The 13582-nt window shown below is 38.0% G+C and carries 14 protein-coding genes; 5 read left to right on the forward strand and 9 right to left on the reverse strand.

From position 1 onward, the window contains the following. Positions 1–23: 23 nt before the first annotated feature. From lpdA to E2R31_RS05930, 3 genes are all read left to right on the forward strand, one after another. Positions 24–1727, forward strand: a complete 1704-nt coding sequence (gene lpdA, locus E2R31_RS05920; RefSeq protein ID WP_132973379.1) for a dihydrolipoyl dehydrogenase — start codon at positions 24–26, stop codon at positions 1725–1727. A 59-nt stretch (positions 1728–1786) separates the two neighbouring features. Next, positions 1787–2776, forward strand: a complete 990-nt coding sequence (gene lplA, locus E2R31_RS05925) for a lipoate--protein ligase (RefSeq protein WP_132973381.1) — start codon at positions 1787–1789, stop codon at positions 2774–2776. 105 nt (positions 2777–2881) lie between these two features. Beyond that, entirely contained in the window at positions 2882–3523 is a 642-nt protein-coding gene (locus tag E2R31_RS05930; protein ID WP_132973382.1) for a hypothetical protein, read from the forward strand. Between the two features lie 77 nt (positions 3524–3600). Here the strand turns inward: E2R31_RS05930 and xerS are convergent, their stop codons facing one another. The 8 genes from xerS to ylqF all read right to left on the reverse strand — a co-directional run bounded on the left by xerS (position 3601) and on the right by ylqF (position 11604). Next, entirely contained in the window at positions 3601–4671 is a 1071-nt protein-coding gene (xerS, locus tag E2R31_RS05935) for a tyrosine recombinase XerS (RefSeq protein ID WP_132973384.1), read from the reverse strand. Positions 4672–4928: 257 nt separating this feature from the next. Beyond that, the gene (locus tag E2R31_RS05940) at positions 4929–6062 is read right to left on the reverse strand and encodes a helix-turn-helix domain-containing protein (protein ID WP_132973386.1); all 1134 of its coding nucleotides are present in this window, start codon (positions 6060–6062) and stop codon (positions 4929–4931) included. Then, positions 6043–6714, reverse strand: a complete 672-nt coding sequence (locus tag E2R31_RS05945) for a hypothetical protein (RefSeq protein WP_084926366.1) — start codon at positions 6712–6714, stop codon at positions 6043–6045. The genes E2R31_RS05940 and E2R31_RS05945 overlap by 20 nt, the downstream gene beginning before the upstream one ends. Positions 6715–7128: 414 nt before the next feature. Then, entirely contained in the window at positions 7129–7566 is a 438-nt protein-coding gene (locus E2R31_RS05950) for a MepB family protein (RefSeq protein ID WP_132973388.1), read from the reverse strand. Positions 7567–7631: 65 nt separating this feature from the next. Next, complete coding sequence (locus E2R31_RS05955) at positions 7632–8372, reverse strand: CPBP family intramembrane glutamic endopeptidase (protein WP_132973390.1); 741 nt, start codon at positions 8370–8372, stop codon at positions 7632–7634. Positions 8373–8423: 51 nt separating this feature from the next. Continuing rightward, complete coding sequence (locus E2R31_RS05960; RefSeq protein ID WP_132973392.1) at positions 8424–9974, reverse strand: ClC family H(+)/Cl(-) exchange transporter; 1551 nt, start codon at positions 9972–9974, stop codon at positions 8424–8426. Positions 9975–9986: 12 nt separating this feature from the next. Next, positions 9987–10766, reverse strand: coding sequence for a ribonuclease HII (locus E2R31_RS05965; protein WP_132973394.1), 780 nt, complete (start codon positions 10764–10766; stop codon positions 9987–9989). After that, complete coding sequence (ylqF, locus tag E2R31_RS05970; protein WP_132973396.1) at positions 10753–11604, reverse strand: ribosome biogenesis GTPase YlqF; 852 nt, start codon at positions 11602–11604, stop codon at positions 10753–10755. Before ylqF ends, E2R31_RS05965 begins: the two co-directional genes overlap by 14 nt. 209 nt (positions 11605–11813) lie before the next feature. On the opposite strand from ylqF, the gene mazE reads away from it, so the two are divergent. Next, on the forward strand, positions 11814–12029 hold the full coding sequence (gene mazE, locus E2R31_RS05975; RefSeq protein WP_001098938.1) for a type II toxin-antitoxin system PemI/MazE family antitoxin: 216 nt from the start codon (positions 11814–11816) through the stop codon (positions 12027–12029). After that, positions 12013–12369, forward strand: coding sequence for a type II toxin-antitoxin system PemK/MazF family toxin (locus tag E2R31_RS05980; RefSeq protein WP_132973398.1), 357 nt, complete (start codon positions 12013–12015; stop codon positions 12367–12369). The genes mazE and E2R31_RS05980 overlap by 17 nt, the downstream gene beginning before the upstream one ends. 32 nt (positions 12370–12401) lie before the next feature. Here the strand turns inward: E2R31_RS05980 and E2R31_RS05985 are convergent, their stop codons facing one another. Next, a complete protein-coding gene (locus E2R31_RS05985; protein WP_132973400.1) occupies positions 12402–13580 on the reverse strand; it encodes a hypothetical protein in 1179 nt (392 codons plus the stop codon). Between the last annotated feature and the right edge of the window lie 2 nt (positions 13581–13582).

The raw sequence follows: 13582 nt of genomic DNA on the forward strand, positions 1-13582 counted from the left end.
GATTTAGATAAAGGAAGTAAGACATGGCCTTAGAAGTAATTATGCCAAAAGCCGGCGTGGATATGACAGAAGGACAAATCGTCCAATGGAATAAAAAAGTAGGTGAATTTGTAAAAGAAGGAGAAATCCTTTTGGAAATCATGACTGACAAAGTCAGCATGGAATTGGAAGCCGAAGAAGATGGATACTTGATTGCCATCCTTAAAGGAGATGGTGAAACTGTTCCAGTAACTGAAGTTATCGGTTACCTTGGCGAAGAAGGGGAAAACATCCCAACTGCTGGAGCGGCTGCGCCAGAATCAAAACCTGCACCCGCAGCTAGTGCCTCAAACGACGATGGTAAGAGCGATGATGCCTTTGATATCGTTGTGATTGGTGGAGGTCCTGCTGGTTATGTTGCAGCGATTAAAGCTGCGCAACTCGGTGGTAAGGTTGCCCTTGTTGAGAAATCTGAACTCGGTGGAACGTGCTTGAACCGTGGATGTATCCCAACTAAGACCTACCTTCACAACGCTGAAATCATCGAAAACATCGGTCATGCAGCAAACCGTGGTATCGTCATCGAAAATCCAAACTTCACTGTAGATATGGATAAACTCCTTGAAACCAAGTCTAAGGTTGTCAATACTTTGGTTGGTGGAGTTGCAGGTCTTCTTCGTAGCTACGGAGTTACAGTTCATAAGGGAATTGGTACCATCACTAAAGACAAGAATGTCTTGGTAAATGGTTCTGAATTGCTTGAAACCAAGAAAATAATCCTTGCTGGTGGTTCAAAAGTCAGCAAGATCAACGTTCCTGGTATGGAATCATCACTCGTGATGACAAGTGATGACATTCTTGAAATGAACGAAGTTCCAGAAAGCCTTGTTATTATCGGTGGTGGCGTTGTCGGTATCGAACTCGGTCAGGCCTTCATGACATTTGGTTCAAAAGTGACTGTTATCGAAATGATGGACCGTATCGTTCCAGCCATGGATGCTGAAGTTTCTAAGAACCTTCGTTTGATTCTTGAGCGTAAAGGAATGACCATCTTAACTGGTACAAAACTGCAAGAAATCATCGAGGAAAATGGTCAACTTCGTATCAAGGTTGAAGGAAAAGACGATATTATTGCAAGCAAAGCTCTTCTTTCAATCGGTCGTGTTCCAGATCTTGAAGGTATGGGCGAAGTTGAGTTTGAATTGGATCGTGGACGTATCAAGGTCAATGAATACATGGAAACTTCTGTTCCTGGAATCTACGCACCAGGTGACATCAACGGTACCAAGATGTTAGCCCACGCAGCTTTCCGTATGGGTGAAGTTGCTGCTGAAAATGCCCTCAAGGGAAACCATGCTGTTGCTAAATTGAACTTGACTCCAGCAGCTATCTACACTCTTCCTGAAGTAGCGGCAGTAGGTCTAACAGAAGAACAAGCTCGTGAGAAATACGATGTCGCCATCGGAAAATTCAACTTTGCAGCTAACGGTCGCGCGATTGCTTCTGATGCAGCTCAAGGTTTCGTAAAAGTTATCGCAGATAAGAAATACGGAGAAATCCTTGGTGTGCACATCATTGGTCCTTCAGCTGCAGAATTGATCAACGAAGCATCAAGCATTATCGAAATGGAAATCACTGTTGAAGAAATGCTGAAGACCATCCACGGACATCCAACCTACTCTGAAGTTATGTACGAAGCATTTGCAGATGTACTAGGAATGGCCATCCATTCACCTAAGAAAAAATAAATCGAAGATAGTTCAGACTGGAAAGGTATTTTCCAGTCTCTATCGTATAAAGGGATATCATGAAATATATTATCAATCATTCAAACGACACTGCCTTTAATATCGCCTTGGAAGAATATGCCTTTAAACACCTTTTGGATGAGGATCAAATCTTCCTACTTTGGATAAATAAACCATCTATCATTGTCGGGCGTCACCAGAACACTATCGAAGAAATTAACCGTGATTATGTTCGAGAAAATGGCATTGAGGTAGTCCGCCGTATCAGTGGTGGGGGAGCCGTTTACCACGATTTAAATAACCTCAACTACACGATCATCTCAAAAGAAGATGAAAACAAGGCCTTTGACTTCAAGAGCTTCTCAACTCCAGTTATCAATACTCTAGCTCAACTCGGCGTTAAAGCTGAGTTCACAGGCCGTAACGACCTTGAGATTGATGGCAAGAAATTCTGTGGAAATGCTCAAGCCTATATCAATGGGCGTATCATGCACCACGGTTGCTTACTCTTTGACGTTGATTTGTCAGTCCTTGCTAACGCCCTCAAGGTTTCAAAAGATAAATTTGAGTCAAAAGGCGTGAAATCCGTCCGTGCCCGTGTAACCAATATTATCGATGAATTGCCAGAAAAAATCACAGTTGAAGAATTCCGTGATTTGCTATTGGAATACATGAAAAAAGAATACCCTGAGATGACTGAATACGTCTTTTCAGAAGAAGAATTGGCGGAAATCAATCGTATCAAGGATACCAAGTTCGGAACTTGGGACTGGAATTACGGTAAATCACCTGAATTTAACGTCCGTCGAGGAACAAAGTTTACCAGCGGTAAGGTTGAAGTCTTTGCCAACGTCATTGAATCAAAAATCCAAGATATCAAGATTTACGGTGACTTCTTTGGTATCGAGGACGTTGCAGCTGTAGAAGATGTCCTTCGTGGAGTGAAATACGAACGTGAAGATGTCCTTAAAGCTTTAGAAACTATTGACATCACACGCTACTTTGCTGGTATTAGTCGTGATGAAATTGCTGAAGCAGTAGTGGAGTAAGGAAAAAGAATCCATTTATGATGGATTCTTTTATTACATTTAGACTTGATAATCAATCTGATTAGAGTATAATTGAGAGGAAAAATGAAAAGGAGTTATTCATTAATGTTAGAAATTCCAGTAGAAAGTCTTAATCTATTTGAACAGTTAGACCGCAATGTTGTTGCTTTTTATAGAAATGAAGAAATTTCCCAAACAGAAAGTTTAAATATAAGTATCACACAAGAACATTATGATAAGAAAAATAAAGAGCTGCAGCCTTTAGGATACCAAGCTGTTCAAATACCTTTAGGAATGGCTTTAGATAATGTAATCCAGCAAGCCTATTTCCAAAATCTTATAATTGGCGGTCTTCTTCCCGATGAAATCAAAGTAAAGAAAGAGGACTTAATGCCTTTGAAAGACATTGTTGATAGTTTTTGTATTATGTACGCTGCAGCAAATAACCGACTGGAAAATGGTAAAGCTTATGAACTGATGAAGGATAAGACAGTGTATTTTATTGGTAAACTGTTGACTGACAGTCTTAAAAAAGGTGACGAAATTTCGTATATGCGAATCGAAAGAGAATCAGCTGATGGAACTTCTTATGAAGCAGTAAAATGCTTTCTAACTAAAGAGAGCGCTGAGCAATATAATGATGCAAAAAGACCAGTAAGCCACGCAAATTTAGCTTATCTGAAAGCCTTTTGGGGTAATCCAGTAATAATCGAGCCCCATCGTAACTACTGGATTGAGTTTAAATAAACAAAAAACGAAAGATAATAGGAATTGGTCTTTCGTTTTTAAGTAATCTTTAATTTACATAATTAATTTTATGTATTTTACAAACTATCCAAAGCATTCTTTTGTTCATCATTGACGATATGGGTATAGAGGTCAGTGACTTGCGTACTGGCATGTCCTAGCTGATGACTGACCAAAACTTGCGATTTAGTTGCATCATAGAGTCTAGTTGCTAGGGTATGGCGCAGTTTGTGGGGAGTTACACGGACTTTGAAATCCTCTGAGTACTTGGCGACCATTTTTTCAACGCTGGAAGCATCAATACGGTTCGGAACACCTCGGTAGAGTGTCAGAAAGAGTGCTGTATCCGTCTTTTCAGTCTTATATCGTTGATTTCGAATGGCGAGATAATTCTCTAGGTAAGGCTTGGCAAAGGCAGCGACATTGACAGAATCACGTTTGCCACCTTTTCGAGTGACATCGATAACCATCATTTTGAGATTGAGATCTCTTAGATCCAGATTAACAGCTTCAGATAGGCGGACACCAGACGCTAGGAGAAGGGCGATAATGGCCAAATCACGCTCCTTATTTTTATTAAAGGAGGATAAGGCACGATTTGAGAGCTTGTTTGGATACTCTTGGTCGATATAAGTCAGAAAACCTTCTGTTTCATCACCTAGAAAGAGCTTTTGCTTGATGTTTTCAGCTCTGGCAGCAAGGGTTTCTTTCTTTTTCTTAGTTGAAACTTTCTTCATTACATTACGATAGAAATAAGGCTCCCCTTGGTCGTTTTCAACTTCCTCAGTTAGATACTTGTAAAGACTGGAAAGAGCTGATAAGGTCCGATTGATAGTTGTCTGTGAAACACCTTGTTTGGTTGTATTAGCATTCAGCAAAGGTCGTTCTCGTAGATAAAGGATAAAGGATTCCATATCTTTCTTTGACATGTTTTCCAAAACCGATAAAGGAATATCAGACATTTTATCAGCATTTGAAATCCCAGACTCTAAAACCCAGCTAAAAAATCGATCATATTCCTTAAGGTATTCGTACAAGGTTGTAAAACTATAGGGGACAGCAAGCTTAGATTGGTAGTATTCCAGAACATACCAGGGCATGATTTGTTTTAGTTTGTCGATTCGTTCCAGTAAAATCTCACGTTTCATGTGTTCTCTCCATATATAAGTCTACTAGTAGTATAGCATAGACTCGTATATTTTTCAAGAAAATTATAGTTTTTCGGAAAGATGTTAATAAGAAACTTAAAACAGAAGTCTAACTTTTTTATAAAACTTAATTTTTTAAAAATCAAAACTTCCACTTAAAATGTACATCATTAGAGTGAGAACTGAAATTTCTTCAAATATAGATATTGCATCTATACTCTATAACTACAAAAAAGTCTCAATAATATTGAGACTTTTCATTTAACTATTCTTAATACAGGACCTTTTTGTGCCAATTGATAATTATCATTAATTGAAATATCTAATGATTTTTCTAACTCATCTTTGGGTAGAGATAAGTAAGAAATTAGTTCATTTTTTTGTAAAATATCATTACTGATAATTAAGTCAAATACTTTACGGTAAAGACTAGGTTTCTCAGGAGTCAATTCATCATCCAAAGGCTCACGCTTCTTCCATTTATTAAAGCCAATTTTCCTAAACAAATATAATTTTTGATCATCATTGATTAACTCTAACTGATAAGTTCTCATAATCATTGATTGAATAGAAACTTTCCAATATTTTTTTAACTCAATATAAAAGTCTAAATTAGTAGATAACAAAGATTTTAAAAAACCATTCTCAGGTAACAATAAACAAGAAGCAAAATAGTTTGCCTGATTCTCAATAATATTCTTTAATTCCTGAGAGGTATAGTCGTGAATACTTTCAATATCTCCATGAAGTAAAATATGACCTAATTCGTGTGCAATATTAAAACGACGACGTACAGCAGATTCTCCATTATCTGTCAGCATGATATACGGTCTGTCTTCAATCCATTCTGACACTGCATCCAATTTGTCATCAGACATATTGGACTCAACAACAATAATACCATTAACTTCTGCAATCTCAGTGAGATTAGAAATTGGTATATCTTTACCTAATCCCCATAGTTCTCTTAATTCTTTAGCTTTTTCCTCAATATCGTTATTAGTAATATCGTAAATAGTTTTCGTTAAAATGTCAGGTAGAGTTAATTCAGGAAAATTAACATACTGAGACAGCAAATCATAAATTTCCTTTTGAAATTCTAACCTGACAGCTTGCATATCCCTTGCTCTTTTAGTGGCCGCAGATTGACTACGAAAAAAAGTGGCCCCTTCGTAAAACCTTTTAGGTTCAGAAGTAAAATAGGCGTATGGAAAATCTAGTTCAGCAACAATTGTCATTAACTTACTTGCTCCTGGATGTGTTTTCCCTAATTCATAATTAGAAATCATTTGTCTAGATATTCCTGTTCGTTCAGCCAATTCTTTTTTAGTTAATCCTCTGGCTATTCTAGCCTTTGTTAATTTAGAGGGACTAAATATTCCTTGTTCCATTTACTTCTCTCCTAAGAAGCTCTTCTGACAGCTCCGTTAAAGTCAAATCTAGTTTCTTTTGAGTGGTCTGCTCTTGGTCTTTCGAGGCAACAATCCGCTGGGCATTCATAATATCTACTTTCTCAATCCATTGCTCTGTATCAACATTTGGCAAACCCAGCTGAACAAATTGCAGGTGATGATTCTTTCCGCCGTATGTTAAGAGGAGAAACGGTGGGTTATCAGCATCATAATGCTTATTGATATCCTCTTGGGTTGTAAAAAGATCAAATTGTTTATTTTTCACACTAGCCACACTTCTGTGAAGAGCTTTTTTCGGCATTGTTTTTATACTTCTGGTTTTTACTGGAGAAATAATGGCTCCTTTTGTTTCAATCATCGTATAAGTATAGCCGTTCACTTTATTATTCACTGCAGATAACATTTGCACATCTGTTCTCATTGATGAATCTTCTAAAACTAGTCGCAGCGCTACATCGACTAATGCTTGTCGGATATGCCCATAAGTCTTTCGCATTTCTGGGTGCCGCAATACAGGTGTGGTATCAATGAGTTCCCACAAAAAACGATAGGCCTCCTTAATACTGTATGCTAATTCACCGGCTAATCGTGGGTCACACTCTGCTTCTAAATGAGTTCTTAAAATTCCCATCTTATCTCCTAACTATTAACTTTATTCATGTCATGTTAATAGTTTACCTTTTTTTAAAAAAAATGTCAATAACAAAACATACTAAGAATAGTAGGTAGAAAATTTCTGACGGGAAAATTACGCACTACTTTTTTTGGGCAAAGTAAAGGTGTCTTTTTAAATCAAGAGGCTTTTCCAAAATATCCATTTACTATTTACTATTTACTATTCAGTATTCCCATCGATACAAACCTTATACAATATTCTTTTTTAAAATAATGTACAAACATAAAATAAAATACTTTTTTCAATATATGTATTTTATGTTTCTATCTCAATATTATCAAGGGTTTAGACCATCCTAAGTCAATTGTACATAAACTTTTAGTTTTATAAGAAATAGGTCTTTTATGTGTATGTAATCCAGCAATATGTTTATATTTCAATTTCTCTAAAATATTGCAATTGCCATTTTTGTGTTGCTCGAGCTGTTGTATTTAAATTTGAACACCAAGGAGGATAAAATCTCATAGACATTTTTCCCTTGCTATCTTTTGTCGAGAGAATGTTTTTACGAATAGCCACCTCATTTGGAATAATAAATAGTCCCCTCTTATCATTGTCGATGGCAACGATAACAAGTTCATTCCCTAAGTCTTCATTGGTATAAGGAATGTTCTTGTTGTTTTGGTCTTTTTTCCAAAAAACAGTAAAATATCCTTCTTTTTTTGGTGTTCTTTTTGCCAAGCGGCATCTTTTATACCCTTGCTCTTCCTTTATCTTGATAAGAATACCTTCGTATTTTTCATTCCATTTTTCTTTAATGAAATCAAAATCACCATAAAAATTATATAGAACATCGAGTATTTTCATTATGATGTATGTCCTCCTTAGCAAATAACTTTTCCAAAGAATAATACTGTTTCTAACAAAATCAGCTACCGACTATGCACATCTTTTTTATGTACTACCATATAGCAGGATACCAAGATGACGAAAATTTTGATTAGGTAGGTTTCGTATCGATTAGTATCTATGGTTAGCTGAGACAAGACGTTAATGATCGAATGTGTCATAACGCAAATCAAGAGATTCTTTGTTTTGTTATAAAGAGCTGAGAGTATGAAAGAATTCGTCAGCAATCCAATTAGAAACGGTAGAGTTTGCAGTGTTGCTAGGGAGCCATCTATGTAAAAGAACAACAGATGCCAAATTGCCCAGCTGAAAAAGGTTAGGATTGTTGAGTAAAAATATGGCAACTTTTCTTGTAAAATTGGTTGAAAGACATATCGCCATCCAATCTCTTCTATACCACCAAAGACAATAAATTTGAAGAACATCAAAAATGGGAGATACCAGCTAAATTCTACTATTTTCCCACCAAACATTAGAAAAGAAAAATCAAGGACAATAAGGAAAAAAGATAATAAATAATGTTTGTAACTGGTATGAATGTTCAAAAAATCGTTAACGATCTTCTTAAAATGAATATGAAAATAGTGATTTGCAACAATTATTCCCCAAAGAGCTGAAGAAATGCCACCTAGAAAGATTCCTAAAATAGATAATAGATTGGACTGAACAGAAAAATGATTCAAGAGAAAGAAAAGGAGACAAACTGATACTATTTGGCTAAATGTGCCTAGCAAATATACCGCAATTGCCTTATTTCTTTTCATTGAGAATCCTTTCAATAATATTCTACGTAAAATAAATTATGTAAACATCACCTACAACAACAAATCTTTGACTTTTCCAATTTCACTTTTTGGAATCACCAGGTGAATCATATCACCCAGATACATTCTAGTTGAGCCATGAACTGTTTGGCTGTTGCCATTATGGACTTGGGTGGTGATGAGTACGTTATGTGGCAAGTTGAGCTCGTGAACCTGTTTTCCTGCTATTTTATCTGAAACAGGAATTTCAATTAGTGTTACTTCTCCTTCGTCTGTTGCTTCTTCTGGTAGCATTTTTTCTAACATGGCCTCATAGACTGGGGCACCCTTGAGTAGATCCATGACGATGTAGGCAACCAAGGTCACTAAGCCAAGTGGCATGAGGTTGCGAATGTCACCCACCATCTCAGTTACGAGTATCATAGCTGTTAAGGGAGCCTTAGATATTGCTCCAAAGTAGCCACTCATTCCTAAAATGACAAATATAGGGAATTGCTCCTGACTGACAAGCCCAAGATTCACACAAATAACACCAACCAGGGCACCAAGTAAGGAACCGAGAGCCAGAATGGGAAGGAAAATTCCTCCTGGGAGACCACTTCCATAACTAATCATGCTCCAAACAAAGCGAATCAAAAAGTAAGCTAATAGAATTTGGAAACTAAAATCTTGCTCAGTCAAAGAAAGAACGACCTGATTTCCACCACCAAGGATTTGTGGCAAGAAAATCCCGACTGGTATGATAAGGATAAAGGCCAAGATTGGATAATAATCTCTATCCAAATGGATTTTTTGACCAAGCCAATCATAAACTCGACCAACATTGAGTACAGCTTTCTCATAGAGATAACCAGAAAGCCCGAGAAAAACTCCCATAAGGAGGTATATCCAATACTGGTCTAGGGTCATGAGAGGGATGTTATCTGGCATATCCAGTACGGGGGTTAGGCCAAATATGAGCAGAGAAACAAAGTTTGCTACGAGACTAGCTGCTAAAGTTGAGACCCAAAAAAAGCGTGAAAAATGGTGGTAAACTTCTTCTATAACAAAGAGAAGACCTGCGATTGGTGCATTAAAGGCAGCTGCTAATCCTGCTGCAGCACCACTGGCAATCAAGGAACGTTCCTCTACTGGGCTAGATTTGAGCCACTTGGCAATGCCTTTACCACCAACTGCTCCAAGTTGAATACTTGGCCCTTCTCTACCTAGCATAAGGCCACTGGCAATAGCAAGAATCCCTAGAATATATTTTTTCCAGAGGACACTCCACCAGTTAAGAGTCATGAGTCCTTTTAATTCGGCTTCGACTTGAGGAATTCCTGAACCCTTGATATCTTTTTCCGATCGAGTCAATTTCGCACTGAGCCAGCTAACAATTAGATAAAATAGACCAATGATAAAAAGATTGCGGACTAGGTGCGCTTGATCTTGATAGAGTCCTTGTATCAGGTGGAATCCCTTTTCGATTAAGAAACGAAAGGATCCGACGATGAGACCGACGACGAGACCGACAATGACTCCTCGCCCAACTTGGGATAATATGGTACTTGATGCAAAGGCAAATTCTTTCTTGGAACTGAGTGTTTCTGACTGTTCCTCCATAATCATTTCCTCTTACTTATCTTTCTTAGTTGAAACCAGTGTTTTGACTGGTTCAAAGCTGGTTCGGTGAATTTGGGTGACACCTAGTTTTTCTAGTCCTTCTAGGTGTTTAGCTGTTCCATAGCCTGCATTAGCCCTGAAATCATAGCCAGGATATTGATTATCATAGTCCTTCATAATATTATCCCGTGTCACCTTGGCCACTATAGATGCAGCTGCAATAGAGAGAGAGTTTGCATCTCCTTTGATGATTGCTGTTTGAGAAATCGGCAACTCCAGTTTCATGGCATCTATCAAGAGGTGCTCAGGTTGTGGACTGAGCTGGGAGATTGCTTCCTTCATGGCAAGTTTGGTAGCCTCGTAGATATTGACTTGGTCAATGATGTGATTATCCATGATACCAATACCGATTGCCAAAGCTTGGTCTTGAACGGCTTGATAAATTTCCAGATGTTTCTTTTTGGGGATCTTTTTGCTATCGTTGAGGCCTCTAATCTTACAATTTTTTGGTAAAATAACGGCTGCAGCGACTACAGGCCCAGCCAGAGGACCACGACCGACCTCGTCAACACCTGCTATTAAGGTCAATCCTTGTTTATAAAGCTCTTTTTCATAGGAAAGCATGGATTCCAAACGAAGGTTTTCATCCAGTTCTGCCTGAATGGCTTTTTTACGCTTGCTGATTTCCTTTTGAACTCCAGAACGACTATCCTTTTCCAGTTCAAGAAAAAGGGGATTGTCTAATTCTTTGGCAGCAGCAAGAAGTTCTTTGATTTCTTTAATCGTCGTCATCGATGTCGTCCAATGTATCTAAGGTGTAGTTACCGAGTTTTCCATCACGAACTTCCTTGACGAAAAGACTGTAAAAGCGGTCGTAGTCGTCTCGGAAACCAAGGGCACGTGTCATATCCATAATGATAACAGGTGCTTCTTCTTCAATTTTCATTTGTTTGAAGCGTTCAGCTAGCTTTTCTGGATAATGTTTTTTGAAATAATTGAGACCAAAAATGGTCACTTCGTCCATAGGAAGCAACTGGTCTTTAATTGCTCCAGTCAAGGCCAGTTTTAGAGCGACGGTTTCATCTTCGAACTTAGGCCAGAGAATCCCTGGTGTGTCTAGGATTTCAAGGTCTTTATTGGTTTTGAGCCATTGTTGCCCCTTGGTAACACCTGGTTTATTGCCAACCACTGCAATCTTTTTCCCAGCCAAACGGTTCATGAGAGTTGACTTACCGGCATTTGGAATTCCGATAATCATGGTCCGCAAGGTTTCAATTTTTATACCGCGTTCTTTCTGGCGTGCAATCTTATCAGCCATAAGCTTTTTGGCTGCATCTGTCACAACTTTTACAGTAACTTGCTCTTTGGAATTGATAGCCAGTGTTTGAATCCCTTGTGATTCAAAGTACTGATGCCATTCTTTTGTCATCGCTGGATCAGCTAGATCTGCCTTGTTTAAAATCAGAAGTTTTGGTTTATCCCCAACAATCTTTGTTAACATAGGATTTTGACTAGATAAAGGTAGCCGAGCATCCACCAAAATCGTCACAAAATCAACAAATTTTAAATTCTCCTGAACCTGTCGCCGAGCCTTAGACATGTGGCCCGGAAACCATTGAATAGTAGCCATAATATTTTCCCCTTCCGACTAAAAAAACGTAATAAAACGTTTTCTTTCTCACCATCTATTCTATCATAAATTAGGTGTTTTTGCACAGGCTTTGACTAAAATAAAATCACACTATAGTACATAACTAAATTTATGTAATTCAATATTCACTTGACTTAATGTATTGTTTGGTATATACTTTGTATATACGGTTTCGTGGAGGTAGAGCGATGAATACAGTAAAGACTCGGAAGGTGGGAAATTCTCTCACAGTGACCATTCCTAAAAATTTGGGTATGACGGAAGGTCAAGAAATGGTTGTCTATAAAGGAATTGATGGGGTTATTGTCTTGGCTCCTAAGCTAAAAGATCCTTTTGATGGGATTGCTGATTTAAGAATGACAAATGATTTTGAAGGGGTAAAAATCATTGACAGCGAAATGTGATTATATTTCTGAAAAGCAGGATATCATTTGGCTCGACTTTGATCCATCAGTTGGTCGGGAAATTCAAAAACGGCGCCCTGCCTTGGTTGTGTCTAGGAGAGAATATGCTTTGCAAACTGGTTTTGTGGCTGTCTGTCCCATCACCCATGGTCAGAAACATTTAGCAGAAAGAGGCCTGCTCGTTCCTGTCTCGTCGGATAAGGTAGATGGTGATGTCAATCCATTTCAACTTTATACCTTTGATTTTCGGATGCGCAATGCTCAAAAAATAACTAGAATGGATACGCAACGTTTTCAGAAAGTGGTTCAACTGTATCAATATATCTTTGAAGATACTTAAATCCTACCATGTATAGACAAGGTAGGATTTTTCTATATGACTAATCTTTCTAAAAATGGTTGAAGGCAGTTGGTCAAAATCCCCCTAATCCAAGTTGATTGAGCTGAAGATAGGTGGTCCGCTTCTAGACATTCTTTTAAGAATTCAGCAACTTGATCTGGAGCAATTTCAAACTCAAAGGCTTTCATCTTGTAGAAAAAGTCGATTAAATGATCAGACATGTAATCCTCTGAAAAGGGCACTTCTCCAGTTTTTCGATATTCTAGTAAGAGTCGAGAAAATTTGGCTTTTTCATCAGGCAAATCACGAAAATAAGAATTGAGAAGCCAAATCTGCTTTTGCTTTCTCTCGAGAGGATCTTGATTCACAATTCTCTGGTCTTTTTCAAGCTCTTTTTGATTTTGCTTTGCCTTGATGGCCCGCTCTTCCCTATTCTTTCCAAAAAGGATTTTTTCCCATTTTCGTTCTTCTGGTGTGAGAGTTTCTGTAAAGCCAAAGTAATCTTGATAGGCGCGTTCAGCAGGCCCCATGGCTAGAATGAGATTGTCAGCGTATTGCTTGGCGATTTTGTCTCTTTTCTTACGTTCTTTCTCTGCCTGGATCCGTAAATGTTGCTCGTAGTCTATTTTCTCCTTACCTAGCTTGATAAGGTATAGTTGATCATCAGACTTACCAAGTAGAAAGGGTTTGATACACTTTTCAAGGACTTCTTCCAGACGAGCCTTCTTTTTTGGCTCTGCCTTGGTCCAACTTCCACCTTGAAAGACTTCTAGGAAAAGCTGGTAATCTTTCTCAGGTGCAAATTGATTGCCACGATTGGCTTTGAAAACACCTTTTTCCCAAAACCATTTTAGAAGTTTTTCGTCAAAATCGCTTTTATTGACCTTGATTTTTTCCTTTTTCTTAACTTTTCTAGTCAGATTTTCAAGCTTTCTGAGAAGTTTCTCTTCCTCTTCTAGTTGTTGGTCAAGGCTTAATCGATGAAAATGGCGAACACAGTCACTGCCGATGGGAAAGAGACGTTGTCCTGTGACATTGTTAAAGAGTTCGTAAGCGTACTTAATGGCATTTCCGCAGATACAATTGCTACGTCCAATACCATTAAAAATCAAGGAAACTTCATTCCATTCCTTGGTAGCTTGATCCCAAGTATTTGCTTGCGAAGCTTGTAAAACTGCATCATGCAGGGATTTTCTAACTGGAAGTGGCATGA

It is taken from the genome of Streptococcus downii, from assembly GCF_004353325.1.
GTDB lineage: Bacteria > Bacillota > Bacilli > Lactobacillales > Streptococcaceae > Streptococcus > Streptococcus downii.